Below are 24,814 nucleotides of genomic sequence, written 5' to 3' on the forward strand. Positions count from 1 at the left end.
CAATAAACTTCGATGACAACCGGGCCTAATCCTCGAAACGAAATCAGGTTCCAAGCGTTGCCCGCTCGGGGATTTCAGGTTGGCTTCTGGGGCTGGAGCTAAGACGTGTGGCCACGGCAGTTTGCCGACCTGATGGTGACGTTCGTCGCCTCACTGGTTTTCGTTCGTCTGATAGCTAAACGTGTTGCAGATCACGCCGATAGACCTTTTAACACCCAACAGGCGGCTTCCCATGTTCAATACAAAAATCAAGAACCAGCTCCAGGCTCAAACAGCTGAGCTTTCGGAGTTGCGCCAACTGCGTGATGGCCTCCACCGTGAAATGCTGACGCTGTGCATCGATGCTAATTTTGCGATTACCGCCTGCAACGACAATTTTGCACAGGCTTTGGGGTACACCCAGAATCAGCTTATAGGTCGTGCCATGGCCGACATTGTTCCGCAGTACGTTTCCAAGCTCCCCTGTTTTCACAATTTTCGGGCAGCCGTCGCCGCCGGAAAATCGATCTCTGATGAATACCGGTACCTGCATGCTGATGGCTCATTGGTTTGGATTCATGCCCATTGGCAGCCCGTAACGGATGCGACTGGCCGGTTGAGTCATATTGCAGGCTATGCGACGAACATTACTTCCAGAGTGGAAAAGGCATCGGAAAACGCCTCGTTCATTGACGCATTACTGCGCTCAACGGCAGTGATCGAGTTCGACCTGTCCGGGCATGTACTCATGGCGAATGATCAGTTTTTAAAAGCGATGGGTTACAGCCTGGGACAAGCGCAAGGTAGTCACCATCGTATTTTCTGCCGGCCAGAAGATGCCTCATCCCAGCAATACAGAGATTTTTGGTTGACGTTAAACAAGGGTGAATTTGTCGCTGGCCGATTCCAACGTGTTGATAGTCGGGGTCAGACGGTATGGCTGGAGGCGACCTATAACCCGGTCTACGATACAGAGGGAACACTTCGCAAGGTCATCAAGTTTGCAACGGTTATTACCGAACAGGTTGCCCGTGAGCACCAAGTCAGTGAGGCCGCACAAACGGCATTTGAGATCTCCCAGCAGACTGACGTTACTGCTCAACGTGGTGCAATAGTGGTTAACGACACGATGCACACCATGCGTAAAGTCGCTGTGGATATGCAGGCTGCCTCGGGTGGCGTCGAAGCGCTTGGAAAGCAGTCGCTGTTAATCAGTTCTATCATTCAGACGATCAGTAGTATTGCCCAGCAAACGAACCTTTTGGCATTGAACGCTGCAATTGAAGCTGCGCGCGCAGGGGAGCAAGGTCGAGGCTTTGCAGTCGTCGCGGATGAGGTTCGACAATTAGCCGGGCGCACCAGCACCGCGACCGAAGAAATTGTTTCGGTTGTTTTGGAGAACCAAAAGCTAGTGGATCAAACCGTAGCGGAAATGACGAACAGTAAATCCCAAGCTGAGCAAGGTCTTGAGCTAGCCACGCAGGCAGGACAGGTTATTGTTGAAATTCAGGACGGAGCCAAGAGAGTTGTTGAAGCGGTTGGTAAGTTTGCGACTCAGGTGGCTTAGCACGCTTAGTCGTGCTGCATTGGAGTTCGCCCACTAGGGCGATTTTGTGCCTGTCAGTAGTATTACTCGCTCGGCTCAAGCTGCGTGCATTCCCTCCAGACTCCCAGGGCATAGATCGATCATTTACCAGGTCGGTTTATGCCCTTTCGCGAATCTTTATGATCCAGCGCTCAGGACAGCGCCGGCTACATCTACTAGCAGATATGGTCGTTAAACCTGCTGCCTTCAGAATTATGAAACTAACCACAAATTCGCTTTCTCTAAATTTCATGCCTTTAGAATAGAGCTGATCCATGCGCCCTACGATTTTGCTAGTCGAAGATGATGAAATTATTCGTGAATTGGCCGTTGATGTGCTTTCAATCCTCGATGCGGAAGTATTGCCCGTTTCGAGTGCCGACGAAGCACTGCAGGTTCTAAAACGAGCGAATTTAGTGAGTTTAGTGCTTACCGACATACACATGCCTGGCCAGATCGACGGTTTGGGGCTTGCTAGGGTTGTCGTTGAGCTCTGGCCCTCGTTACCTGTCATTGTCACATCCGGCAACCTCCAGCGTCGTGATGCGCTGCCCCATCAGGCAGCCTTCCTGCCGAAACCCTGGGCACTGGACTCACTGCTTACTGTCGTCCAACAGTTGTTGCCTGAAGCACGGCTAAAGGAATGACGCTTCAAAGCTGGTCATTGGGGCCGGAACCTTCGTCTGGTTTTTAAGGTTTTCAGCGGGACTTTGGAATTGCTTATCCCTCATACGGCTCACCCAATTACGTCTGTTACGGCTCGTTGAATTCACCTCGTGATTAAGGATTTACTCACATCGCGTAATTCGCTTTCGATATTTGATCTTTCGATTGAAGCTACAGAAAGTGAGCGAAACTTAGGTAGAATTGTGCGATTACGTAGTGACAGTCGGCGCCAGGGCGCCCGCACGCCTTGGGGAAAAAATGCCTTCTAATGTTACGAGTTCTATCGCCGCAACTGGAGATATGGCCGATCAGGTCAGAGCTTTCCCTTGGGCTGACACCAGCCTAGGCGCGATGCCGTTGTGGGGCGCTGCTCAATGCGTAGCGGTCAATATGGTTTTGACTTCCAGCTTTCCTGCTTGTCTAGCGTTGGGCTCGGAATTAGTCATGATTTATAACGATGCTTTTGTTCCCATTCTGGGCTCCAAACCTAATGCTTTAGGCCGCTCATTTGCGGAGGTCTGGAGTGAAGCGTGGTGCGCCATAGGCCCTATTGCAGAAAAAGCACTTTCCGGAATCTCGACTTTTATCGAAGATTTCGAGCTGGAGATTGTGCGTCACGGGTTTCCCGAAACGGCATTTTTTACCTTCTGCTACAGCCCTGTTTTTGACGAGAAAGGCAAAGTCGTCGGCATTTTAGATACCGTAGTCGAAACGACATCTCGGGTTCTCACTGAGAGGAAATTGAAGGATTTCGCTACAGCCACTAAGCGGGAAATTCTAAATCGAACCGCAGATCGGGATCGGATGTGGAATCTTTCTGTAGAGGCCATGGTTGTCACTGACGAAACGGGGAAAATATCCGCAGTAAACCCTGCCTTTCGAAAGACTCTCAATTGGACAGATATAGATCTGATCAATCGTCCTATCCAAGATCTCATTCTTGCTGACGATAAAGAAGCCTTCTTGTCCAAATGGTCGGAATGCTCGTCCAGTGCGTCGACCTTTATGTTTGAAGCCCGGATCCTCTGCAGGAGAGGTCGCTACGTATCCATGGCATTGAATGGGAGTTTGCACGACAACACGATGCTGCTAGTAGGTCGAGATATGACGGCTGAGCGTGAGGTAGAAGCGGAGTTAAAAAGAACTGAACATGCGCTTCAGCAAGCGCAAAAAATGGAAACCATGGGTAAGCTAACCGGAGGTGTGGCTCATGATTTCAACAACCTCCTGCAAGTGATTGCCGGAAATCTGCAGCTTTTAAATCAAGATTTGGAGGGTAACGCTAAAGCGACAAAGCGCTTGGCCAATGCCCTGGCTGGTGTGGAGCGAGGAGCGAAGCTAGCAAGTTATCTATTAGCATTTAGCCGCAAGCAAACGCTCGAACCGAGGGTGGTGAAAATCGGCAATACTGTAATAGGCATGGACGACATGCTGCGCCGTACTTTAGGTGAAGAGTTTGATATCGAAGTAGTGGTAGGTTCTGACTTATGGAACACCTTGATTGATATCGCTCAGATCGAAAATGCCTTACTAAATCTTTGCGTCAATGCGCGTGATGCTATGGGAGGAAGTGGGAAGCTAACAATCGAAGTTAATAACGCTACTTTAGACGTGTCGTACGCTGGTTTGCATCAGGAGGTGACACCAGGGGAATATGTCATGTTAGCTGTTAGCGATACAGGGTGTGGGATGTCGAATGACATCATCAACAAAGCTTTTGACCCTTTCTTTACCACTAAACCAGTGGGTAAAGGCACAGGGCTCGGTTTATCGATGGTCTTTGGGTTTGTTAAACAGTCCGGTGGTCATTTAAAGATTTATAGTGAAGTTGGCCACGGCACTACTGTCAAAATTTATTTACCTCGCTCCCTAGACTCTGAGGAGGCGATAGAGAAACCTGTTAGACGCCCCATTATAGGGGGAAGTGAAACGATTTTGGTTGTTGAAGACGATATAGCCGTGCAGTCCATAGTAGTCGATACTTTGAAGGATTTGGGGTACAGAGTGCTTAAGGCTAATGATGCTGCTAGTGCTTTGCCTATTGTTGAAAGCGGCTTACCTATCGATTTGCTGTTCACTGACGTGATCATGCCGGGCCCTCTTAAGAGCCCAGAACTAGCGAAAAAAGCTTGCGATCTTCATCCTAATTTAGCTGTGCTATACACTTCTGGTTATACAGAGAATGCAATCGTACACGGTGGAAAGCTTGACCGTGGCGTTGAACTTTTAGGCAAGCCTTATACTAGGGAAGCGCTAGCTCGCCGGATTCGTCATGTCCTTGCAAACCAACGGCAACGACAGCCTAATGCAACGAATCCAGCTAGTCCGCGTGTAGTAGAGCCTACTCAAGTTGCACGCGTATCACTAAATATAGTTTTTGTTGAAGATGATCCAGTTATTGGTGCTGTTACGTTAGAGCTAATCCAAAGCTTAAATCACCAGGTTTTCTTAGCTTCCAGTGCAGAAGACGCCTTTCGCTTGATCAATAAAAATACTGATGTACTCATCACTGATATCAGGCTTGGTGGGATTTCAGGAGAAGCGTTGGCAGAAAAAGCGCGGAACCTTTTTGAAAGGCTCGCCATTGTCTTCGCGTCTGGTGGGGATCAGCAGAATATGCTTGATAACGTAGTAATGCTTCGCAAGCCCTACAGCCTGGAAGATATTGCTCAGGCCATCGAGGATGCTTATAAGCTCGCGCGGCGGCAATAGTAAAATAGATTGTAGGCTCTTACATCTAATTATCTTACCCGCTCTCTATGAGCGGGCTGCTAAACTTGAAAAAGCAATCCTAGCGATCTATTTCTTGCCTAACCTTGACTGCAAGTTCATGAAGTGTAAAGGGCTTCGGTAAAAGTGCTACGCCTCGATCTAGCGTTTCGTTATGTACAATAGCGTTGCGTGTATATCCTGTAGTGTATAGCACAGGTATTAGAGAACCAGTAGTTGCGATGCGGTCGGCAAGTTCTTTGCCTGTCATCTCTGGCATAACTACATCAGTAAATAATAATGAAATATTTGAATTGCTGGCGAGTGTAATTAAGGCGGCTTTTCCAGAGTCGGCCTCAATCACCTCGTACCCGAGTTCAGTTAAGGACTCTACACTTATGAAACGTACTATAGGGTCATCCTCGACCACCAATATACTTTCGCCCGGCTTGGCGCGTGGTACTTCGTTCTCCACTACAATCATTCGATCTATTGGTTGAATGTCGCCTGAATAGCGGGGGAGATAAAGTTTCACAGATGTGCCATGACCGACTTCCGAATATAGCTTTAGGTGGCCCTTTGACTGTTTCGCAAATCCGTAAACTTGCGCCAGACCTAGACCGGTACCTTTGCCTGCCCCCTTAGTCGTGAAGTATGGCTCAAATACCCTTGCTAGTACGTGATCAGGAATGCCTGTGCCTGTGTCGCTCACCGCAACCATGACATATTGGCCCGGCTCTATGCGTTCTTGTTTCGCATAGTTGTCATCGACATAAACATTTCCTGTCTCAACTGTAATACGACCACCGTTGCTCATGGCATCTCTCGCGTTAACGCAAAGGTTGAGAATCCCCTGCTCAAGGCTACTGTAGTCCGCGAGGGTAGGCCAAAGCCCGGCGTGTCGGACAAACTCCAGCTTGATATTACTACCAAGAGATCGCTGAAGAAGGTCAGACATACTGGTTACAAGACGATTTAGATCCACTGGCTCTGGAGATAAAGGTTGCTGGCGGGCGAAGGCCAGTAATCGACGAGTGAGTTGAGTTGCGCGAGTAGTACCTTCTAGCGCTAGGTCAATATATTTGCTCACCTCAGTCTCACCGCGCTCCATACGACTTCTTAGCAAACATATGCCACCGATTATGATAGTAAGCATGTTGTTAAAGTCGTGAGCAATACCGCCTGTCAACTGACCGACAGCTTCCATTTTTTGGAGTTGTCTCACTTGATCTTCTGCTGCCGCACGTCCTCCCAATGCCTGTTTTAATTCAAATTGAGAGTTATGTAGGGCGCTAGTTTGAATATCCGCTTCCGCCACCAGGTTCAAAGCCATATCTTGTAAATCGTCTGATTTCTTTTGCATAGCGTCGACATCTGTGCAGGTGAAGAACCACCTTACGACTTGCCCAGCTTCATTACGTATAGGTAAGGCCTTGCATAAAAACCAGTAGTCCTTCCCGTTTGAGTTACGCATTTGGAATGTATCTTCCCAAGGCAACTCATCAGAAATAGCTACTATACTGCGATTTATGACAGGATCTCGTAGCGCTCCCGAAATAAAAGCTGTCCAGCCAGTATCGCGAAGCTGATTGCTGGTTAGACCGCTGAATTCCGACCACTTGCCGTTGAAATACAGGTCATTGCCTTCAGTATCAGAAATCCATACAAGTTGAGGAATATTCTCTGCTATTTCCTGGTACTGCGCTTCGAGCAGCTTGGCAGCAATTTGACGACGCTCGTCAGCCTGGACTCTATCCGTAAGATCTCTCAGGATTTTGACCACACCTATCAAATTACCATCTTGAAGCATTGGCATCATGACACCGCTGGCCCAAAATCGCCCCCCGTCCGAACGCATATGCCACCGGTCGTCATCAGCCCTGCCTTGGCTAACCGCCGACCCAATTTCCCGTTCTGGTATGCCGTTTTCGCAGTCTTCTAATGTGAAAATCTTATGCAGAGGGCTACCTAGCATTTCGTCCTTAGTCCACCCAAGGATTTGGTGCGCACCTTCACTCCAGTCGGTAACTCGGCCAGAAGCGTCAGCGGTAATTACGGCGTAATCCAACGCACTGTCCAGCACCAGACGATTGTAGGATTCGATTTGCGCTATGCGTGCCCTAAGCTGATTTTGTTCCTGGCGGAGGATGTCCAGCTCAGAGGGGGCGTTGGTCGGGGTCAAATGCTATACCTAACGGAGGTGGACTTTCTCAGTAGAATACATCAGTCCAGATAGGGTGAGAAAAATATGCTGTGCGTATATGTTAACTGCTTACGGAGTAATGAAATAGCGGACGAAAAATGATGGCGTTATGCCTCTGCAATCTAATGTCTAACCGTCCTGTAACGTTATCTTAAGAGTTTGATTGTACTACCATTTGCCTCGTCTTTTTGGATGCGTCAAAACCCCCTTTTTGGACGATGATTATGAGATTTTGGTCTTTTTATAAAACAAAGATTTTTTTTATGATAAAAAAATTTTGCCAAAATCACTCTACCCCTCTAGGTCGACGAGACGGCTACACCTTACGATTGGTTGCCTCAATATTCTTTCTCAGCACGTCAAAAGAGCCAGTCGCAACCCTTTTGGCTATAGCCTATAGGAGCGATTCTGCTGATGTTTTGTGTCGGTGCATAAAAAGTTGAACGGTCATTGAATGCGCTCACCTAACAAATAGCTTGTGAAGAATTTCACAGGTGATTTGCCAACAACGGCATACTTTGAGAGGTGGTCAACGTGGCTAAAGACGACAAGAAAGGAAAAAGCGAAGCTTCGAAAGCCAGCAAGGACTTGAAAGACAAAAAGTCCTCACCAGCAAAAAAATCTGCGGCTGCATCTGTTCTGTCACAATCTCCAGAAAAGAAAGACAAGAAAAAAGATGTTGAACCAAAGAAATCCGTGAAAAAAGCTGATAGCAAGCCAGACAAGGCGAAGAAATCAGAGAAGGCAGAGAAGCCAGCGAAAAAGAAAAAGTAAGATCTGCTAGGGCTTAACGCCCTAGCTTCTTCACGCGGTATCCGTTGCCCTCGTTGAGTTCGTTCCAAGCGGCTGCTTTTCATGGTGCGATGGCGTGTTTGTAGCTAGGTTAGCCACTGGCGCATGCTGTGAAGCATTCAGGCTCCGGTAAATGAAGGCCGCTGTTTAAGTAATATAGTGCTCGCGTGAGGCGCCTTCGAGATCAAAATCAAATAGCGTTTGGATCATGTGAGCTTGCTGAGACGCGCCAATCCCTGTTTTATGTGGCCGGAGTTCTCTCCGATTGCCTCCAAGGCGCCCCGGACGTTTTCTCCTACATTCGCATGACCGTGGGCTTCTACGTTGAGGGTCAACTCCATTATTGCTGCCTCCAAGGCGAGCTGGTTTTGATACATCCTTTCTAGCACATCGGGCAGCGAATATTCACTGGGCATTTGTGAGCTCCATAGGGAAAACTCAGCATAGCGCAGTCAAAGGCGTGGGCTAGCAATTTGCGTACAACTCATCAACCTTGAACTTGTGAATAGGCACATTCCCTTAGCGCGTGGGAGATAGCCGCAATTTCAGGCCGACCAATTAGACGCAAGGTTTGGGCGAGTCCAGCGCTGAGATACAGGTCACGTACACGATATTCGTGCCAAGTCTAAAAGCTGGAATGCCGGCCTTTAGATTTGGCTCGGCGTTGCCTCTCTGTCCGGTCGAAGTTTAGTTGCCTCTGTAGGTAGAGAAACCGTAGGGGCTGACCAATAATGGAATGTGGTAGTGCGCCAGAGTACCGTCTACCTCAAAGATTACCGGTACCTCAGGGAAGAAACTTGGAATCTTGTGTGCTTTGAACCACTCACCTGTCTTGAAGGTGACACGGTAGATGCCTTTCTCCAGAGCCTGACCTTCGGGATACAACCCGGGAATACGACCTTGCTCATTTGTCGAAGCGCTGTTGAGCATGTCCCAGCTCTTGCCGTCCTGTTTTTCCAATGTGACATTTACACCAGGGGAGGGCAGACCATCCTGTAAGTTGAGTACATGTACGCTCAGCGGGTTTCCTGCCGCTAACGCCAGTGACGATACGACACTCAATAAAAGGCCAGCGAAGAACGTTTTTATTCCAGTCATGATGATGTCCTTAGTTTTTGACGGTGGGTAAAATTTTGTTGATAGCGGCCAACGCGCAACCTTCATCGTTTGTTGCTCCGCCAGCACCGGCCACTCCGATAGCTCCAATTACTTGCCCTTCAAACAGCAGCGGCACGCCGCCGCCCAGCAGCAATAGCTCATCCAGGGTGTTGAGGTTTTCAGCATCGGGTGTACTGCGAGCGCGCTCTGCCAATAGTCGTGTTGGCGTCTTGGTCGATAGGGCGGTATAGGCCTTGCGTTGGGCGGCTAATGCATTGTGTGGGCCCACGTTATCGTCGCGCTGCAGGGCGACTAAATTGCCTCCACGGTCGACAATAGCAGCGACACCTGTACGGCCATCGGCATGACAGGCTGTCAGCGCTGCGTTCAGTAAATCATTGGCCATTACCAGTGACACGTCGTTGCGCTGCAGCACTTGATCCGGGGCTGCAACCGCGAGCGCTGAGTTCATTGCGAGTGACATCAGCAATGAGGTCGATAGTCTTAAACGCATGCTTTGTCCTTTGTGTGGCCTGGCTGAGTCATAGCCAGGCATGATGCCCCGTGCACTCCGTCAGAATGATTGCCTGATGATTACCAAGATGTAATGTGCCAAAACACTCGGTCGCGCTAGCCTATGCTCCAGTTCCGGAGGAAAAGATGCGTATCCTTGTCGTAGAAGATGAAGCAAAAACAGCGGATTACCTGCACAAAGCCCTGACTGAATCGGGTTACGTGGTGGAAGTCGCCTTGGATGGTTTGGAGGGCCAGTATCTGGCGCAGGAAAGTGAGTTCGACTTGATCATTCTGGACGTCATGCTGCCTGGCCTGGACGGATGGCAATTGCTGCAGATTATTAGGCGCAAGTGGCAAACCCCGGTGCTTTTTCTGACTGCCAGGGACTCTGTGGAGGATCGGGTCAAGGGGCTTGAGGCAGGGGCCGATGATTACCTGGTCAAACCCTTTTCCTATGCCGAGTTGTTGGCGCGCGTACGTACCTTGCTGCGCAGGGGGCCGCCACGTGAGGTCGAGCAGTTCCTAGTTGCAGACCTGAGCCTGGATCTGTTGCGGCGTAAAGTTACGCGTGGGGGAGAGCGCCTCACCTTGACCAACAAGGAATTTGCCCTGTTGCACCTGCTGGTCAGCCGTGAAGGGGAGGTGCTATCGCGCTCGTTGATTGCTTCGCAGATCTGGCAGATGAACTTTGACAGTGATACCAATGTGGTCGACGTCGCCATACGGCGACTGCGCGCCAAGGTTGACGACCCTTACTCACTCAAGTTGATACAGACAGTGCGTGGCATCGGCTACATGCTTGAGGTGCAATCCTGAAACTGTTTCCGCGCTCCATGAGCTTGCGCCTGGCGGTCATGTTCACGTTAGTCAGTTCGCTCCTGCTGGGCTCCATTGGTTTTTATCTTTATCAGTCGTTACAGCAAGAAATCGCCTGGCGCGATGATCAGGCCCTGCTCGGGCGCCTGGAGCGCATGCAAGCATTGATCAACGACAGTGTCAGCGTCGAGCAACTCAGAAATCGGCCCAAGCTATACGAAAATATGCTCGGCAATCGCGACAACCTGCTATGGATCATCGATAACACAGGCCAGGTGCTGATCGAAATCAACCCCGTCAGCATGAGCTTGCCCAAGTTACCGGCAGCAGCCCAGGCTCAGTTAGGTGACGGTGACACTTCGGTGCCGGTGCGGCTTGCCTGGCAGCATGTGATGCAGGGTGATCGCGGCTTGACCCTGATTGCTGGCAAGTTGTTGAGCGAGCGCGAGCAAATGCTGGGTGCTTACCGACTCAAGCTCTGGCTCGCGATGTCGGTGGGCGCATTGCTCGCTTTTGTGCTCGGCGGGTGGGTCAGTCAGCGAGGCTTACGACCTGTGCGCCTGCTGGCAAAGCGCGCTGCCGCAATTGATGCACACCACCTGCATCTGCGGTTGGACGAGTTCAACGAATTCAGTGAGCTGCAAGTGCTCAGCCAAGCGCTTAATCAGATGCTGACACGCCTCGAAGAGGGGTTCGCCCAGCTCTCACGATTCTCAGAGGATCTCGCCCATGAGATGCGTACCCCGCTCACTAACCTGATGGGGCACACCCAACAATCGCTGAGGCATGGCCGTTCAATTGAAGACTATCAAAACCTGCTTGTTTCCAATCAGGAAGAATATGAGCGTCTGGCGCGAATGATCGACAGCATGCTGTTTCTCGCTCGTAACGAGCAGTCGCATGCATCCGTAAGTGCTGAGCTCATCAACCTGCACGATCTAGTCGAGCAACTGTGTGAGTATTTTGAAGGGGTGGCGCAAGAGCGTGATGTCACTCTGATCAATCAGGCCCATGATCAGCTGCTTGCTGATCCGGCCTTGATCCGTCGAGCATTGGCTAACTTACTCTCCAACGCGCTGCGTTATGGTTCTTCTGCTACGGCAGTCACTATCAGCAGTGTGGCGTGGGAGGACAGGATTGAAGTCACAGTACACAACCGAGGCCAACCGATCTCAGCGCACCATCTGCCTCTACTGTTCGAGCGCTTTTACCGGTGCGATCCGTCACGCAATCAGCCGGACGACTCAGGTGGATTGGGTTTAGCAATCGTTCGCTCAATTATGCAGTTGCATGGCGGCCGGGTAACCGTGGACAGCAGTCAATCAGGGACGAACTTTCGCTTAGAGTTTCCTATTCGCAACGCTTGAGCAGTCTTACTGAACCGTCGTTACCTAGACTGTAGTGTCGGCAATACGGATGCGCCCAGTTTAGCTTCTGAGCCTCCTGAACTTTGAACTTTTCATAATGGTCATCCCCCTAATGCTGTGCAGATAGCCCTAGCTCAGGCTTACCCTGGGCAATTAATTACACGCAAAGGTTTGGTGATTTATGAAGAGCGAGCAGGTCGAAGGCGTTGTAGAGAAGGTTGCTGGCAAAGCTCAGAGCGCCGTAGGCAAATTGTTGGGTGATTCAAAGATTGAAGCCGAAGGTGCTGGACGCCAAGCTGCAGGTCAGCTGACGCAAACCTACGGCGATGCACTGGACAGCGTGTCTACGTTCGTCAAAGAGAAGCCAGTTGCTGCACTGGCAATCGGTGCTGTTGCTCTACTCGTGCTCAAGAGGTTGCTGAGTCGCTGAACATCAGTAGCTTGAGTTAAGTTTCCCTCGTACTCCTTGGCGTTCCGTTAGCGAGGAGTAAGAGGGGGTCAAGTCGACGGTCTTTCGAGCTGTCATCAGCTCCCGTTATTAACCCCTCATTAGCAGCAATCACCATCAAAAAAAGTGGCCATTTGCGTGGTGTTTTTTCGCTCAGTGAAGGCCCTAGGACACTTAATCCTTCATATAGATCGAACAATCGTGGGGGCAGAGGTTGCAAGTCCGATCATCCAATTTGATTACGATTCGCCAATCACAATGGCCTCACCTCAGCCTACACGGCCTATTTATTTGATTTGATCCTTGAGGAAGTCGGATGACGGGTCAGTTTTAGGGGAATTCCCTCATTGCGAGCTCTACATCCCGCTACTAGGATTGAATTCAATATTTGGCCGAATCGAGGACAGACCATGGCTACATCGCAGAGTGACGACAAACGCCCGACGCCGGATCATGCGGAGGACAACGCCTTTTTCCCATCTCCATATTCGCTAAGCCAGTTCACTTCCCCGAAATCTGATCTCAGTGGTGCTGACTATCCCAACGCTTACAAAGGCGGGCGGTGGAAGATCCTGCTGATTGGCGCGGATGAGCGTTATTTGCTGACAGGTAACGGTACGATGTTCTCTACAGGCAATCATCCTGTTGAAACCTTGCTGCCGATGTATCACCTCGACAAAGCTGGTTTCGCATTCGATGTTGCCACGCTGTCTGGCAATCCAGTGAAATTTGAATTTTGGGCCATGCCTTCAGAAGATACTGAGGTGAAGGATTTCTACGCTAAATACCGCGAGCAGTTCAAACAACCTTTGAAGCTGGCTGACGTAATCGAGACAGCGCTGGGTGATGACTCAGACTACATAGGCGTCTTCATACCCGGCGGTCACGGGGCTCTAATTGGGCTGCCGGAAAGCACTGAAGTGAAACGTGTCCTGCAATGGGCCGTCGCTAAGGACAAGTTCGTGATTTCCCTATGCCACGGCCCAGCAGCGCTGCTAGCGGCGGGCCTTGGGGAGTCTAAGTCCTCCTATATTTTCAACGGCTACAAGATGTGCGCTTTTCCCGACTCTCTTGATGCGAAGACACCTGAAATCGGCTACATGCCTGGGCATTTGACCTGGAAGTTTGGCGAGCAGTTAAAGGCGCTAGGGGTCGAGATCGTCAATGAGGGGATTTCCGGAGCTACGTTCAAAGACCGTAAATTGCTTACCGGTGACAGCCCTCTGGCGGGGAATAACTTGGGCAAATTAGCGGCGGACGCTCTTCTGAAAGAGGTTGAGGCGGGTTGAATAATGTGCCTATAGAGGCAACATTGCTCGCCGCTCTCGAAATTGAGGCGGCGCGCGATCTTGGCACAATCCAAGACGTCGTCCGGCGGATTGCTAAGCCCTATGGATATGATCGGTTTGTACTCTTTTCGGCGTCTTCCGCAAACGAAGATGTTGTCGAACGCCTTTATTGGGTCGAGGGGGATTGGTTTGGCGAAGGCCAAGGGGTTGATGCTGAGACGTACGTAAGACGCTGCCCGGTTACTCGTCATATTCTGAGTGCTCGTGAAGCCTTTTTCTGGAAGAAAGAGCACGTGCATGGCGAAGAGTGCTATCAGGTCATACGCTCACCTAGCGGGCCGGGCGTACAGGGATTGCAGGTACCCATATTCGGGCCGTTGGGGCTTGAAGGTGCCATGAGCTTCGGCGGTGAAGGGATAAATGGATCGGCGCGAGTACGGCTTGGATTGAGTATCGTCGCTACGGCGGCTTTTTTCTCCGCTCGACGGTTACTAGAGGCACCAGTGAGTGAGGTGCTTAAGAACCTTTCACGTCGAGAGCGTGAGGTTCTGGCTTGGATATCGGCAGGACGCCGGCAAGCGGATATAGCCGCAACTCTTGGTTTATCTGAGCGCACTGTAGAGAACCACCTACGCCTGGCCCGTCGACGCCTTGGAGTCGCAACAACTGCACAAGCGGTCAAATTAGCGATTCGAACAGGTCAAATCGAAGGTTAACGCCGTAATTATGAACAGGGAATATTCTGTATTTTCCGGCTGAGCAACAGCGTTGGTACATGACTTAGGAGAAGAAAAATTCTTCCCTAAATAGCATCCTGGATTACCTCTTGTCTTGGATACCTACCTCAATGACAGGTTGCGTCTTTTCGCCCTCTTGATTGACTGCATGAATTTTGAATTTGTGTTGCACTTGGTACCTCCTAATAGGCCTCAGTTTTAAGCAAAGAGGTGTCTACGAAACCCGGGGCGATTCATGCCTGTGCTACGGCCTGAGAATTGTAAGGAAGCGGCAAACACACCTTCCTGACGCAACCGCCGAAGGCCATGGTGTCCACCTAAGACGCGGACACCATCGCCCTTAAAGCAGGAGTTCGGAAGGTGAGTTCGCCGGACGCTTGCCGAGCTCAAACATAATCGTGAGAGAAACATGTACAAATTGAAAATCATGTACAGTTTTTTTCATTCATGACGATATAGATTGCAAGGTGCCATGGATAGGGCCCGCAACGTTTATGAGTCCAATCGTCATGACTATCTTCTTCAAAACGCGCCGTGATCGTCGCGCTATTCATCAGCTGGTAGCTGCAATCACTCACGGGATACCGCCCCAAGTAGACGGGTGCGCTGAGAGCGCTGCAGTTCTTGATGCTTGGAGGGCTTTTGATTCACTTGATCACAGCTCCAAATCCCGAATATCTGAGCTTGAGCATGAATTGGAGGCGGCTCGTGAGATGCTTCGCGAAGCGGCATCGTCCGCTTCGGCCCATGAGATCAGGTTTGATCTTGTGAACCGAGCCTCAAGCGAGGGGCTTTGGGATATGGAGGTCGTAGCTGGCGACCCAGTGAATCCTAAGAATCGGTTTTGGTGGTCTCAGCAACTACGAAACCTTTTGGGATTTAGCGACGAGCGGGATTTTCCTAACGTTTTAGCCAGTTGGGCAGATCGTCTGCATCCCCAGGACAAGCAAGCCACTCTTGGCGCTTTTGCGCGACATCTGAACGATAAGTCCGGGCATACGCCTTACAAGGTAAAAAACCGGCTCGAGATGAAGGACGGTTCATACCGTTGGTTCTATGCCCAAGGAGAAACTCTTAGAGATGATCGAGGGATGCCTGTACGCGTAGCTGGTTCTCTGCGCGACATCCATGATCAGCTTGAGCGCGATCAGGAGCATGATGTAATCATTACCAGATTTGAACTGGCCAGGGAGATGCTCTCAGACGGTTTGTGGGATATGGAGGTTATCGCTGGAGACCCCGTAAATCCAAAGAATCCTTTCTGGTGGTCTCCTCAGTTCAGGCGACTGCTCGGATTTCAAACCGTGGAGGAGTTTCCAGATGTTTTGGATAGCTGGGCATCGAGGCTACACCCGGACGATAAAGAGCGAAGCCTAAACGCTTTTGGTGCACACCTAAACGACCAATCTGGTAAAACGCCTTTTGATATCGAGTATCGCTTGAAGATGAAGAGCGGCGAGTATAGGTGGTTCAGAGCTAGAGGTCAGACTCGGCGCGACTCCTCCGGTTCACCGCTTCGGGTAGTAGGTGCCCTTGTAGATGTCCATCTGCAGCATGAGCAGGAGGCGTTACGACAGGCGGAGGTCGAGCATCAGCGGACGCTGGAGAACAACATTGCTCAATTATCGCAAATCGTCGGGACTATTCAGAGCATCGCAAGCCAGACGAACCTGTTGGCGCTCAACGCGGCGATAGAGGCAGCGCGCGCGGGCGAAGCGGGTCGTGGATTCGCGGTAGTTGCAGACGAGGTTCGAAAGCTCGCGACTCGCACTACTGAAGCAACCGAACAAGCTGCCGGGATGATCGCCAGCTAAGAACGGTTTCGGTGAAACTCCTCAGGCGCGACATTTGCCCAAATGCTCTTGATATCTCTGTCTAACTCGCGAGACTCAATGCGGAGAATACGAGTCGTCTTGATAGCGATGCGCTATCGCTGCAGGGCGAGTTACTAAATAGATGACGTTTCTGCGACGAAATATTGTCAAGACATTAAGCATAGTGGGCTGGTAGCTCTTCTCGCGTCTTCCAAGTCAACAGAGGCCTGCACAGGTCATATTTTCGAGCTAGCCATGAACAAAACGCTTTCGTTGGCAACACGTATAGGGCTTAGTTTCGCAGCCATCCTGGCGCTGCTCATATTGATAACCGCCATCGGCATTCACCGCGTAGCGTTCATTGACTCTACCTTAGTCGACGTCGGCGAGAATGCTTCAAAGGTGCAGCGCTATGCCATTAATTTTCGAGGCAGTGTCCATAATCGAGCCATTGCTATTCGCGATGCTGTGCTGGTGACGACTGATACGGATTTGGCAAAACACTTATCGGAGGTTACAGCCTTGGAAAAGGCCTACTCCGATTCTGCGGCTCCAATGGAACAGTTATTCAAGGGGGTAAGCGTGACAGGCGAGGAGGTTCGATTACTGGGTTCTATAAAGGAAATCGAACAACAAACCCTTGTATCCACCAAGGCAGTAATCTCCCTGCGCCAAGCGGGCGACATATCAGGCGCGCAGGCGCTACTGATGCGTCAAACGTCTTTGGATTACAGTGAGTGGCTCAAGCGGATCAATGCATTGATTGACTACGAAGAAGCATCGATCAAGGCAAAGCTTGGCGCAGTACAGGAAACCGCGAGCCAGTTTAGTACGCAGATGCTTATAGCAACAGGCATTGCTTTGCTGCTAAGCATAATGTTGTCGGCTGTAATTATTCGCTTCGTTAAATCCACGCTGGGTGCTGAACCCACAGACGTTGCATTGGCCATCGAGCGGCTAGCAGCTGGTGATTTGAATCAGACGATTTCCACAGATTATCCCGGCAGTGTGATGGGCGTCCTGAAAGACGCGCTAGGTCACCTAGCAGAGACTATTCAGCAAGTACGTAAGGCCGCTCAAGAAATTAATCACTCGTCCACCCAGTTGTCTTCCGCATCATCGGCTAACAATGAGCAAACCAGCTTACAAACCCGCGAGGCCGAGCAGGTAGCCGCAGCCGTAATGCAAATGGCGGCTACGGTTAATGAGGTGTCTGGATATGCCGCGCAGGCCGCTGATGCCTCTCGGTTGGCTGATACTGAAGTGGGACGTGGGAACAAATTGGTTGCAAGCACCACGCTTGCTATTGAACACTTGGCATTAACTCTCGGGCACACTACTGATACCGTGAACCAGGTGTCCAAACATAGTGAAGATATCGCGTCAGTGATCGACGTTATCAACTCTATCGCCTCGCAAACCAATTTACTTGCCTTGAACGCTGCCATTGAGGCAGCCAGAGCTGGAGAGCACGGGCGTGGGTTTGCGGTGGTAGCTGACGAAGTACGCTCTTTGGCCAACCGTACTCAGAAATCGACCGAGGAAATTCGGGAGATGATCAATACGCTACAATTGGGCACCGAAACGGCATCCCAAACTATGCGCGATAGTTATGAGCTAGCGAGCCAAACGGTCACACAAACTCGCAGTGCGCAGGATGCATTGGCAAAAATTAGCGAGCAGGTTGCCGCAATCAGTCATATGAACGCCCAGATCGCGAGCGCCTCCGTGCAGCAGAGTAGCGTTACTGACGAGGTCGCTGAAAATATCAACCGCATTCATGGCTCGACTGTTGAGTCTGCCAACGGGGCGCGTCATGTAGCGGCAGCTAGCATCGAGCTATCAGATTTGGCGGATCGTCTTACCGCTAAAGTGGCGTTCTTTTCTGCGGCTTAGTGATCAGGACAACCATTTACAGACGCACTGATGTTTACGTGCGACTGCTGGGCTATTCATAAGGATTCTAAATACCCTATCAAATCCCATAGCGCTTGTTTCCTCCTGACGTGATGCAGTATCTACCGCCCCTTGGCCCTATGCAAACGGTGCCTGACGAACATGGACAGGAGGATCCATAAGGCGCTTGCCGGGGAACAGTCAGAGGGGCACATCGCGCCTGACGGACTGGTTCCGGTTTGGAAGCGGCGTAGCAGTTCGCTCCGTCGCACAGGCTCTTAGACGATAACCATTTGGGCGGCTGGCCATCCAAGCTGATGCGCGCCCAATCATTCTTCTTTTCGTATACCTGCACCTTCTCTCCACGTTTCAGGGTGGAGATTACCTGGCCACCCGGCTGGCTACGCAGATTCAACTTATCCACGTTTACGAACTGATCGATGGGTAGGGTCGGTGCTGGCTGGATTGCTGGTAATGGTGCAGAAACTAACGTATTCGACGTGGTCTGTTGTCTAAGCGGGGCCGGAGCTGGAGGCGTGTCTTTTTTACCCATGCCCCAAAGGACAGCGGAGAGAATCAGAAGCGGGATGAAACATGACTGAGCTTTTTGCGCATATCCTTTGCCGTTGTTCTGCTTGCCCAAGGCGGCTACTTTTCGCATCACAGCAGTGACGTTGCTGAGAGTTTAGCCAATGCGGAATGAGACCAGCCCTAGAGATAGTGCGGGCACATTGCATACGGACAGGCATAGAGAGCCCTGGAAGAGCTCGATATGGGGTTACTGTCACAGTGGGCGAGAGAAATCACTGATTTGTCGCCGCAAGCAATTGAAGCAACTCCGTAACCAATCCTCGCGCATCATGTTGATACCGTTCACACCAAGGGTACGACCAATCTGGAGGAGATCCCTCTTCTTCCCACTCGGCCAATGCAAGGCCATTAACGATCTCCATTTCGAACCAGAGGGTCTGCCACCCTTCAGCGTCTAATACCAGGGTCGTGTCTTGCCAGGAAAATTCCGTCTGAGCCACGAAGCTCGACCAGCGCATCAGATCTTGAGGTGCTTCTTTGGCCAGTACCATTAGCGCAGAGAGTGTCAGCACGGGTTTCCTCCAGAGATAACGAACAGACGGGTCGACATTCTGCCAGAGAGTGGTCGACATGCACGTCGACTCACGAAGCGCGGCGCGCTTACTGAACTGACTTAACCTAACGAAGTCGAAAGCTTCACGCTCAAAATGGACGGAGCTTCGACATTGTTGATTCGATTGATCACCCTCTCATTGGCAATATTGCTGACTGCCTGCACTCAGTACCGGTATATCGACCCACAGACACCGGAAGGCCTGGATTGCTTGAAGAAGCTCGATGCCAAGGTGAATGCCTGTGAAACCGATGTCAAAAATCAGCAGGACAATTTCGACTCGTTGTACGATACACAGGCACGCTCCATGCAGCAGTGCGAGCACTTCAACGCTCTTAAAATGCCCAATGCATGTCCTCCGCCGCCTAGTCCCACGAAGGTTGCCAATTACTGCCGCTCTGGTTATCGCGAGAAATTTGTGGCGTGCGGTGGTAGGGTCGAAGAGATCGAGTAGTAGCGACAGTTGATCGATTTCTGGGTGTGCCCCTCTGGGGCGGCTGTTGTAACCCGCACCCCGCAATTGACAGGTTATGGCCCTGTCGGGTTTATATCCTAAGGCCTTTACAGGGGCTGAACCCTCAATAAGCCTTCGGCTACCCATAGACAACAACTGGGCAGAGAACCAGATCCGACCATAGGCTCTTGGACGCAAGAACTGGCTATTTTCCGGGTCGCTACGCAGTGGAAAATGGGCTGAGGCGATCATGAGTTTGATCCAGTCTGCGCGCCTCAACGGGCATGATCCGTACGTCTATTTGAAGGACGTCCTCACGCGCCTGCCGACGCAGCGGGCGAATGAAATCGATGAGTTGCTGCCGCATAAGTGGCAGCCGATCTAATCACGCGAAGCGTGATAGCAGCGCATAGCTAGGAGCGTGCTGTCCATAGCCATCAACTCACTAAGACGAGCGTCGACTCTCCAGAGTAGAGAAAAAGTACATGCCGGCCAGCATTGCTAAAAAGAATATGAGGGCTTGCCAATGCCAAGTAAGTAAAAGAGCGACTGCTGGCCCAGGGCAGATTCCCGCAATGCCCCACCCTATTCCGAACAGCAGGCTGCCACCAATCAAGCGTGCGTCCAACTCGTTTTTCAATGGTAACTGCATGCGGGCTCCCAGCAAAGATTGCCTTTTCTTACGCGCCCAATTTAGAGGGATGACCGCTACTGAGATGGCCCCCACCATAACCAGTGCGAGCGACGGATCCCACGCCCCAGCCACATCAAGAAAGGCCAATACCTTGGCGGGATTCGCCATGCCTGCCAATAGCAGACCCAATCCAAATATCAAGCCTGAAAAAAATGCAGCTAATTTGAGCATCTTTAAACTCCCAGCACATGACGACTGAAGTAGACCGTCGCAAATCCAGTAGTCATAAAGCACGCCGTTGCTACGATGGAGCGAGGTGATAGTCGGGACACCCCACATACTCCGTGGCCGCTCGTACAGCCCGAACCATAACGCGTTCCCACGCCAACGAGCAGACCCGCTATGACTAGGGCAGGCCACTCTGCATTAATCTCTATCTTTGGCAAGACAGTGAACACTCCCCACAACAATGGCGAAATCACCAGACCAAGCAGAAATAACGCTTTCTCGCTCCAGCCTTCACTGGCAAATTGCATCACGCCTCCAAGCAAGCCACTGATGCCTGCGATACGGCCATTTACGAGAACGAACAAGCTGACGGCCATTCCTATTAAGGCTCCACCGCACAACGAAGTCCATGGCGTGAAGTTGATCCAATCAATGCTCATTTTGTATCTCCTGCACAAAGGGGCCGGAAAAGGACGTTGATAAGCGAAGCATAATCACAGGCATAGTAACCATTCGTACGGCTCGTTGTATCTGCGGGGAAATTCCCTGAGGCCAGAGAAAAAGCAGTGATCAAACAAGGTGTGTTTAGCAGACGCTTACCCTAGGACAGCTCATCATGAGCTCCGGGTGCGCGGGTCGCGATGAGCAACTGATTTCCTTCATCGCCCGGCATCCTAATCCTGATAAAGCAGTGGGCCTCTAAACTCTCTAGGCAGGTTGAAGTACGGGCAGTAGCAAGCGGAGCGCGCAGGCGGGAGGATGGAAGCCCACAGGGCCAAGACTCAGCAACGGCGAGGCTTGGTTTACGACAGCCGTCCTCGCAGAGGCCCGCTCAACCATTGCTCCCCTAGAGCGCCTTCATGAGACGCTCAAGCGTCTGATGCTCCCAAGTGCTGAGCAACGCAATAGGGTCAGTGCCAAAACGATCTCCAGATTCAAATGACCAACGCCGTCCATCCGGACTGACGCAATCCTCGCAGTAGTCGAGCGAGTCACAGTCGTTGTAGATCGATATATGCCAACCCTCGACGTTGACCACAAAATGCCCTGCGTAAACTTCGTCCCAAGGCGCTTGGCCTACCTTTGTCATCGTCCGTCGCTCGAAGGTGACCTCTCGCAATACTTGGCATACCTCTCTTGCTGAGAGTTCAGAGTCAGCTGCACTGACTTTCCAGCCACCGCCGTCTGGGTGCTTGGTCAGCGTATAGCCAGAGCAGTTAGCCACGTGGTTGGTGATCTCGTACTCGCGCCACTCGGCCATTGCCTGGCCATCGATTGTCTGCGGGTTACGCTCAATCAGCCAAGCCACGGCATTAATGAATTGCCCATGTGAAAAAACACAGCTGTGATGAGCAGGATGCTCTGCAATTCCGTTTAAGAAAGACTGGGCTCGAGATATGAATTCTAAAAATGACTCCGCGCCGTCCCCATCGATGAATGCGGGGTCGGCCTTAGCCCAATATGCCTCCACCCAACTTCGTCTCTGGGCAACCGTCGTGTTAATACACCGTGCAGGTTCAAGGTAGGTGAACTCTTGGATGGGCCATATTTCGAACGGTACTGAAGGGAACTCAGCCACTGTATGCATCGCAGTTGCTTGAGCTCTGAAAAACGGAGAAGCGACAATCAGATCTGGGGCCTGGGTGAATGACTCTGCTAATAGGCTCGCTTGCTCCATACCCTTCTGCGTTAGAGGAATGGTCGCGTGATCCAGACTTGCTTGGCCGGCATTAGCAGCACTTTCACCGTGGCGGATTAGCCTGATACGCTTCATGAGAGTGATGCTCGTACTACGGCCATTTGCTTCCCTTAGTTCGCTACACGGTCTTTTTCGACCTTTGCAAAGGATACATCGCGTTGCAGGAGCGCTCATACTCTTAAGCGGTCGCTCCATCATCGGCGACGGCATCCTTCGACGCTCGTCTCCTAACCGAACTCCATAGACTACATACTGCTGATTCACATTGAGGTGCCGAGGATGGCTGATGATCTGCGAACGCGTGAGTCCCTCAGGCGCAAAGCGCTCTGGACACTGTCGCACCTGATGCCCGGCGATCCGATGGCCGCCGAGATTTTGGATGTCCTAGACGGCATCGAGGATCAAGAGCAAGTCGAATTGAATAGGCATCCTCCAATCCTGGATATCGATGTTATCCGCAAAACAGTCCTGATTGAACGCTACAGTTCAGGAATCAGCATTGTGCGCGAGGCAAGCATTCCACAGCCATGGCGTGAGCGATTTTTGCAAGCGAGCATTGGATCGACGCGCTTGGTCGATGGCCTATACGCCCATGATTGGGAAAAATTCCTGAGCGAGTGGCAGGCTGAAATGAAGCGCCTCGATGCACACCGGGGTGCTAGGCGAGCGCGTCAGCTTTAAGCATCGGGCGCATCTTTGATTGTCAGAAACTCTGTCATTGATCAGTGAAGGATCGCAGTGCTCGTCTTGAAAATGACACCATTGTAGGGGGGGGGCTGGCGTGCACCTTCAGCAAGCCTACTTGACCAGAGCCTGAAAATTTACCTTTGGTAGTTGCGCGACTAGATTGGTACGGGCAAGCGGAGCGCGCAGGCGTGAGGTCTGGAAGCCCGGAGGGCCGAGACGCAGGCTCGGTTCACGACAGACCATACCCGAAGGGGCACGTCCCAACTCCATGCCGGATAAGCCGGAAACGCAGACCATGCTACGAGGATTTTGCGATGGGAATGACGGACGATGACGACAACGTGTACTGCGACGTTCAAATGCCTTTAGCTCAGGGACGGGAGCTGCTGCAGTTGGTGACCACATTGAGGGAGTCAAATGCCCACCCGACACTGAACAGAATCTTCGAGCGCATCCAGGACGAGCTCAGCACCTCAATCGATATCATCGAAAACCCTCCATCTTGGGGGCCTTGGCGCAAGTAAAACCTACACGGCCTTCAGAGCTCAGCATCCCAGGCATCCATTGCGTCACTCAAAGTCGCATACCATTGGAGTTCACTGCCCTGTAGCGCGTTTGCGACCTGTCTGTTGGCATTGCCGTCGATCCAAGTAGGAAGGGTCTCCAACGCGCCTGAGAACATGCTGGCCGTTGCGACGGTATACCTACCGGTATTCGTGGACTGAAGGCACACGTAGCGCACAGAAGCGCCACTGAGAAGCCGGCGCCAAGCCACTACTTCAATACAGTCCTGCAACTCCCCAACAGACGGTTCAGCCTCCTGAGTCACCTCGACAGCTGCAACTGCTTGGCACGGCTCACCACGCGTTCCTGGGCTGTGCACAAGGTGCTTCAACTGCTCGCGTGCGGAGACAATTTGTTCACGGAGCTCTTCTGGATTGATGGACATGCCACCCCGGTCAGTTACCGAGAGGGTTTTCAAGGAGTTCGCCGCCACGATGAACTCGCGCTCACGCTTCTGCTCCCAGTCGGGACGGCGGTCAGGGAACAGCCAGCTAATTAAGCGATGGAGGTTGATCATATGGCGCTCCGATTACGCGGATGGTAAGTCATCCGGTAGGCTATCATCCAAAGCCTGCTTGCTTGAACGATGACGCCTTAAATAGCCGGCAGGTGCCACGGGTTGTAGGTCGAGAACGTGATCCTGCAGGACAAGTGCACAAAGGCTATCCACCGCCTGACTGCACTCATTAGGTTGAAAGCGCTGGCAGCAATCGCACTGTCAGGTTCGTGTCGTGTTGCCCAAATCTTCCCCGACTCATACTTGACCCATCCGAACCGCCACTGAAAACGGGGTAATGAGATGAGCAGCTTCGACAACGTTGAAACCCGCGTACTGAACAAAGATGAACTGGGCTATGTAATCAGGTATCTGCGCGAACTCCGCCAGTGGTCTCAGGAGACGCTGGCAGCGCTTGCCAGGACTGCGCCCAGAACCATCCAAAGGGTTGAAGCAGGGGCCGGGGCCAGCCTCAATACGCTTCGCTCTCTCGCCTCAGCTTTTGAGTTTCAGGACATCGACGCATTCACGAAGCCGATGGCGATTCCCACCGAGGAGCAACTGCGCGCTGCTCGTGAGCATTTCGATCAGAAATATGTCATGACGAAAGCACTGAAGCCCGAATCAGGCAGGGGCTTGGCCAAGCTTGCAGCTGAAAGCATCGGCGACTACATCGAGCCCGCCTTCGATCTCTCAAGTGACCAGGCACTGGCATTCGCGGAGCTGACTGATTACCTAAGGGACTATCGCGACTGCGCCGAGCTTTATTCAAGCACAGCGCGCTTGGAGGTGTTTGAAGAACTCCAAGCCATGATCGAACGCCTTGAAGAACTGAGCGTTACTCTGCGCTATGCAACCTGCTCGGTGATCCAGAACACGACCTCGGGTTCGCGGCAGGAAGCGCTCCCAGTTGGAGACGTGCTTTATCTGGTTGGATTCAAAGAAGGTGAAGTGCCAGAGGAATTGGCTCTGCCCCGGAAAATGGGTATTTAG

Annotated in this window: 22 protein-coding genes and 7 pseudogenes; 18 read left to right on the forward strand and 11 right to left on the reverse strand. The window is 51.6% G+C overall.

Annotated features, from left to right (window positions below):
* Positions 1–322: 322 nt before the first annotated feature.
* The 4 genes and pseudogenes from ACP7B3_RS23170 to ACP7B3_RS23185 form a co-directional block, all read left to right on the forward strand.
* Positions 323–1,003, forward strand: a pseudogene (locus ACP7B3_RS23170) (PAS domain-containing protein); the annotation flags it as partial.
* 108 nt (positions 1,004–1,111) lie between these two features.
* Positions 1,112–1,546, forward strand: a pseudogene (locus tag ACP7B3_RS23175) (methyl-accepting chemotaxis protein); the annotation flags it as partial.
* 293 nt (positions 1,547–1,839) lie between these two features.
* Positions 1,840–2,211 (forward strand): response regulator, encoded by a 372-nt coding sequence (locus ACP7B3_RS23180; RefSeq protein ID WP_426181043.1) that lies wholly within the window; start codon positions 1,840–1,842, stop codon positions 2,209–2,211.
* A gap of 277 nt (positions 2,212–2,488) precedes the next feature.
* Complete coding sequence (locus tag ACP7B3_RS23185; protein WP_426181045.1) at positions 2,489–4,942, forward strand: response regulator; 2,454 nt, start codon at positions 2,489–2,491, stop codon at positions 4,940–4,942.
* A gap of 79 nt (positions 4,943–5,021) precedes the next feature.
* Here ACP7B3_RS23185 and ACP7B3_RS23190 read toward each other — a convergent pair whose 3' ends face one another.
* The gene (locus ACP7B3_RS23190) at positions 5,022–7,121 is read right to left on the reverse strand and encodes a PAS domain S-box protein (RefSeq protein WP_426181047.1); all 2,100 of its coding nucleotides are present in this window, start codon (positions 7,119–7,121) and stop codon (positions 5,022–5,024) included.
* Positions 7,122–7,667: 546 nt separating this feature from the next.
* Here ACP7B3_RS23190 and ACP7B3_RS23195 point away from each other — a divergent pair.
* Positions 7,668–7,916 carry a hypothetical protein gene (locus tag ACP7B3_RS23195; protein ID WP_426181049.1) on the forward strand — a complete coding sequence of 83 codons (249 nt, stop codon included), beginning with the start codon at positions 7,668–7,670 and terminating at the stop codon, positions 7,914–7,916.
* A gap of 224 nt (positions 7,917–8,140) precedes the next feature.
* Here the strand turns inward: ACP7B3_RS23195 and ACP7B3_RS23200 are convergent, their stop codons facing one another.
* From ACP7B3_RS23200 to ACP7B3_RS23210, 3 genes are all read right to left on the reverse strand, one after another.
* Positions 8,141–8,350 carry a hypothetical protein gene (locus ACP7B3_RS23200; RefSeq protein ID WP_426181051.1) on the reverse strand — a complete coding sequence of 70 codons (210 nt, stop codon included), beginning with the start codon at positions 8,348–8,350 and terminating at the stop codon, positions 8,141–8,143.
* A gap of 271 nt (positions 8,351–8,621) precedes the next feature.
* Positions 8,622–9,032, reverse strand: a complete 411-nt coding sequence (uraH, locus tag ACP7B3_RS23205; protein ID WP_426181053.1) for a hydroxyisourate hydrolase — start codon at positions 9,030–9,032, stop codon at positions 8,622–8,624.
* Between the two features lie 10 nt (positions 9,033–9,042).
* Positions 9,043–9,546: a GlcG/HbpS family heme-binding protein gene (locus ACP7B3_RS23210; protein WP_426181055.1), complete on the reverse strand. Its 504-nt coding sequence runs from the start codon at positions 9,544–9,546 to the stop codon at positions 9,043–9,045.
* A gap of 146 nt (positions 9,547–9,692) precedes the next feature.
* Here ACP7B3_RS23210 and ACP7B3_RS23215 point away from each other — a divergent pair, with 146 nt between their 5' ends.
* The 8 genes and pseudogenes from ACP7B3_RS23215 to ACP7B3_RS23250 all read left to right on the forward strand — a co-directional run.
* Positions 9,693–10,364 (forward strand): heavy metal response regulator transcription factor, encoded by a 672-nt coding sequence (locus tag ACP7B3_RS23215; protein ID WP_426181057.1) that lies wholly within the window; start codon positions 9,693–9,695, stop codon positions 10,362–10,364.
* Positions 10,361–11,731, forward strand: a complete 1,371-nt coding sequence (locus tag ACP7B3_RS23220) for a heavy metal sensor histidine kinase (RefSeq protein ID WP_426181138.1) — start codon at positions 10,361–10,363, stop codon at positions 11,729–11,731. The genes ACP7B3_RS23215 and ACP7B3_RS23220 overlap by 4 nt, the downstream gene beginning before the upstream one ends.
* A 181-nt stretch (positions 11,732–11,912) precedes the next feature.
* Positions 11,913–12,161, forward strand: a complete 249-nt coding sequence (locus ACP7B3_RS23225) for a CsbD family protein (RefSeq protein ID WP_159907583.1) — start codon at positions 11,913–11,915, stop codon at positions 12,159–12,161.
* A 428-nt stretch (positions 12,162–12,589) separates the two neighbouring features.
* The gene (gene hchA / locus ACP7B3_RS23230; RefSeq protein WP_426181059.1) at positions 12,590–13,468 is read left to right on the forward strand and encodes a glyoxalase III HchA; all 879 of its coding nucleotides are present in this window, start codon (positions 12,590–12,592) and stop codon (positions 13,466–13,468) included.
* 5 nt (positions 13,469–13,473) lie between these two features.
* Complete coding sequence (locus ACP7B3_RS23235) at positions 13,474–14,184, forward strand: PA1136 family autoinducer-binding transcriptional regulator (RefSeq protein WP_426181141.1); 711 nt, start codon at positions 13,474–13,476, stop codon at positions 14,182–14,184.
* A gap of 821 nt (positions 14,185–15,005) precedes the next feature.
* Positions 15,006–15,737: pseudogene (locus ACP7B3_RS23240) on the forward strand (PAS domain-containing protein); the annotation flags it as partial.
* A 51-nt stretch (positions 15,738–15,788) separates the two neighbouring features.
* A pseudogene (locus ACP7B3_RS23245) lies at positions 15,789–16,013 on the forward strand (methyl-accepting chemotaxis protein); the annotation flags it as partial.
* 1,380 nt (positions 16,014–17,393) lie between these two features.
* Positions 17,394–17,915, forward strand: a pseudogene (locus tag ACP7B3_RS23250) (methyl-accepting chemotaxis protein); the annotation flags it as partial.
* A gap of 79 nt (positions 17,916–17,994) precedes the next feature.
* On the opposite strand, the gene ACP7B3_RS23255 reads toward ACP7B3_RS23250, so the two are convergent.
* Together ACP7B3_RS23255 and ACP7B3_RS23260 are read right to left on the reverse strand one after the other, a co-directional pair.
* Positions 17,995–18,576 carry an SH3 domain-containing protein gene (locus tag ACP7B3_RS23255; RefSeq protein ID WP_426181061.1) on the reverse strand — a complete coding sequence of 194 codons (582 nt, stop codon included), beginning with the start codon at positions 18,574–18,576 and terminating at the stop codon, positions 17,995–17,997.
* A 142-nt stretch (positions 18,577–18,718) separates the two neighbouring features.
* A complete protein-coding gene (locus ACP7B3_RS23260; RefSeq protein WP_426181063.1) occupies positions 18,719–19,078 on the reverse strand; it encodes a hypothetical protein in 360 nt (119 codons plus the stop codon).
* Between the two features lie 93 nt (positions 19,079–19,171).
* On the opposite strand from ACP7B3_RS23260, the gene ACP7B3_RS23265 reads away from it, so the two are divergent.
* Positions 19,172–19,513, forward strand: a complete 342-nt coding sequence (locus ACP7B3_RS23265) for a hypothetical protein (RefSeq protein WP_426181065.1) — start codon at positions 19,172–19,174, stop codon at positions 19,511–19,513.
* A 139-nt stretch (positions 19,514–19,652) separates the two neighbouring features.
* Positions 19,653–19,898: pseudogene (locus ACP7B3_RS23270) on the forward strand (transposase domain-containing protein); the annotation flags it as partial.
* 60 nt (positions 19,899–19,958) lie between these two features.
* Here the strand turns inward: ACP7B3_RS23270 and ACP7B3_RS23275 are convergent.
* From ACP7B3_RS23275 to ACP7B3_RS23290, 4 genes and pseudogenes are all read right to left on the reverse strand, one after another.
* The gene (locus tag ACP7B3_RS23275; protein ID WP_426181067.1) at positions 19,959–20,378 is read right to left on the reverse strand and encodes a DUF6691 family protein; all 420 of its coding nucleotides are present in this window, start codon (positions 20,376–20,378) and stop codon (positions 19,959–19,961) included.
* 2 nt (positions 20,379–20,380) lie between these two features.
* Entirely contained in the window at positions 20,381–20,815 is a 435-nt protein-coding gene (locus ACP7B3_RS23280; protein WP_426181069.1) for a YeeE/YedE family protein, read from the reverse strand.
* 407 nt (positions 20,816–21,222) lie between these two features.
* A complete protein-coding gene (locus ACP7B3_RS23285) occupies positions 21,223–21,636 on the reverse strand; it encodes a DUF7693 family protein (RefSeq protein WP_426181144.1) in 414 nt (137 codons plus the stop codon).
* 33 nt (positions 21,637–21,669) lie between these two features.
* Positions 21,670–22,284, reverse strand: a pseudogene (locus tag ACP7B3_RS23290) (histidine phosphatase family protein); the annotation flags it as partial.
* A 69-nt stretch (positions 22,285–22,353) separates the two neighbouring features.
* On the opposite strand from ACP7B3_RS23290, the gene ACP7B3_RS23295 reads away from it, so the two are divergent.
* Both ACP7B3_RS23295 and ACP7B3_RS23300 read left to right on the forward strand, forming a co-directional pair.
* Complete coding sequence (locus ACP7B3_RS23295) at positions 22,354–22,755, forward strand: hypothetical protein (protein ID WP_426181071.1); 402 nt, start codon at positions 22,354–22,356, stop codon at positions 22,753–22,755.
* A 320-nt stretch (positions 22,756–23,075) separates the two neighbouring features.
* Positions 23,076–23,285, forward strand: coding sequence for a hypothetical protein (locus ACP7B3_RS23300; RefSeq protein ID WP_426181073.1), 210 nt, complete (start codon positions 23,076–23,078; stop codon positions 23,283–23,285).
* Positions 23,286–23,299: 14 nt separating this feature from the next.
* Here ACP7B3_RS23300 and ACP7B3_RS23305 read toward each other — a convergent pair whose 3' ends face one another.
* Positions 23,300–23,842 carry a hypothetical protein gene (locus ACP7B3_RS23305; RefSeq protein ID WP_426181075.1) on the reverse strand — a complete coding sequence of 181 codons (543 nt, stop codon included), beginning with the start codon at positions 23,840–23,842 and terminating at the stop codon, positions 23,300–23,302.
* Between the two features lie 282 nt (positions 23,843–24,124).
* On the opposite strand from ACP7B3_RS23305, the gene ACP7B3_RS23310 reads away from it, so the two are divergent.
* Positions 24,125–24,814 carry a helix-turn-helix domain-containing protein gene (locus ACP7B3_RS23310; protein WP_426181077.1) on the forward strand — a complete coding sequence of 230 codons (690 nt, stop codon included), beginning with the start codon at positions 24,125–24,127 and terminating at the stop codon, positions 24,812–24,814.

Source organism: Pseudomonas sp. TWRC1-2 (genome assembly GCF_049896685.1).
In the GTDB taxonomy this organism is placed as follows: Bacteria; Pseudomonadota; Gammaproteobacteria; order Pseudomonadales; family Pseudomonadaceae; genus Aquipseudomonas.

What these genes read in the sequence shown, in the direction of transcription:
- ACP7B3_RS23180 (WP_426181043.1), top strand. Translation starts at nt 1,840, where the DNA reads ATGCGCCCTACGATTTTGCTAGTCGAAGATGATGAAATTATTCGTGAA.
- ACP7B3_RS23295 (WP_426181071.1), top strand. Translation starts at nt 22,354, where the DNA reads ATGGCTGATGATCTGCGAACGCGTGAGTCCCTCAGGCGCAAAGCGCTC.
- ACP7B3_RS23310 (WP_426181077.1), top strand. Translation starts at nt 24,125, where the DNA reads ATGAGCAGCTTCGACAACGTTGAAACCCGCGTACTGAACAAAGATGAA.
- ACP7B3_RS23305 (WP_426181075.1), bottom strand. Translation starts at nt 23,842, where the DNA reads ATGATCAACCTCCATCGCTTAATTAGCTGGCTGTTCCCTGACCGCCGT.
- ACP7B3_RS23300 (WP_426181073.1), top strand. Translation starts at nt 23,076, where the DNA reads ATGGGAATGACGGACGATGACGACAACGTGTACTGCGACGTTCAAATG.
- ACP7B3_RS23185 (WP_426181045.1), top strand. Translation starts at nt 2,489, where the DNA reads ATGCCTTCTAATGTTACGAGTTCTATCGCCGCAACTGGAGATATGGCC.
- ACP7B3_RS23225 (WP_159907583.1), top strand. Translation starts at nt 11,913, where the DNA reads ATGAAGAGCGAGCAGGTCGAAGGCGTTGTAGAGAAGGTTGCTGGCAAA.
- uraH (WP_426181053.1), bottom strand. Translation starts at nt 9,032, where the DNA reads ATGACTGGAATAAAAACGTTCTTCGCTGGCCTTTTATTGAGTGTCGTA.
- ACP7B3_RS23275 (WP_426181067.1), bottom strand. Translation starts at nt 20,378, where the DNA reads ATGCTCAAATTAGCTGCATTTTTTTCAGGCTTGATATTTGGATTGGGT.
- ACP7B3_RS23215 (WP_426181057.1), top strand. Translation starts at nt 9,693, where the DNA reads ATGCGTATCCTTGTCGTAGAAGATGAAGCAAAAACAGCGGATTACCTG.
- ACP7B3_RS23285 (WP_426181144.1), bottom strand. Translation starts at nt 21,636, where the DNA reads ATGGCCGAGTGGCGCGAGTACGAGATCACCAACCACGTGGCTAACTGC.
- ACP7B3_RS23280 (WP_426181069.1), bottom strand. Translation starts at nt 20,815, where the DNA reads ATGAGCATTGATTGGATCAACTTCACGCCATGGACTTCGTTGTGCGGT.
- hchA (WP_426181059.1), top strand. Translation starts at nt 12,590, where the DNA reads ATGGCTACATCGCAGAGTGACGACAAACGCCCGACGCCGGATCATGCG.
- ACP7B3_RS23255 (WP_426181061.1), bottom strand. Translation starts at nt 18,576, where the DNA reads ATGCGAAAAGTAGCCGCCTTGGGCAAGCAGAACAACGGCAAAGGATAT.
- ACP7B3_RS23260 (WP_426181063.1), bottom strand. Translation starts at nt 19,078, where the DNA reads ATGTCGACCACTCTCTGGCAGAATGTCGACCCGTCTGTTCGTTATCTC.
- ACP7B3_RS23200 (WP_426181051.1), bottom strand. Translation starts at nt 8,350, where the DNA reads ATGCCCAGTGAATATTCGCTGCCCGATGTGCTAGAAAGGATGTATCAA.
- ACP7B3_RS23210 (WP_426181055.1), bottom strand. Translation starts at nt 9,546, where the DNA reads ATGCGTTTAAGACTATCGACCTCATTGCTGATGTCACTCGCAATGAAC.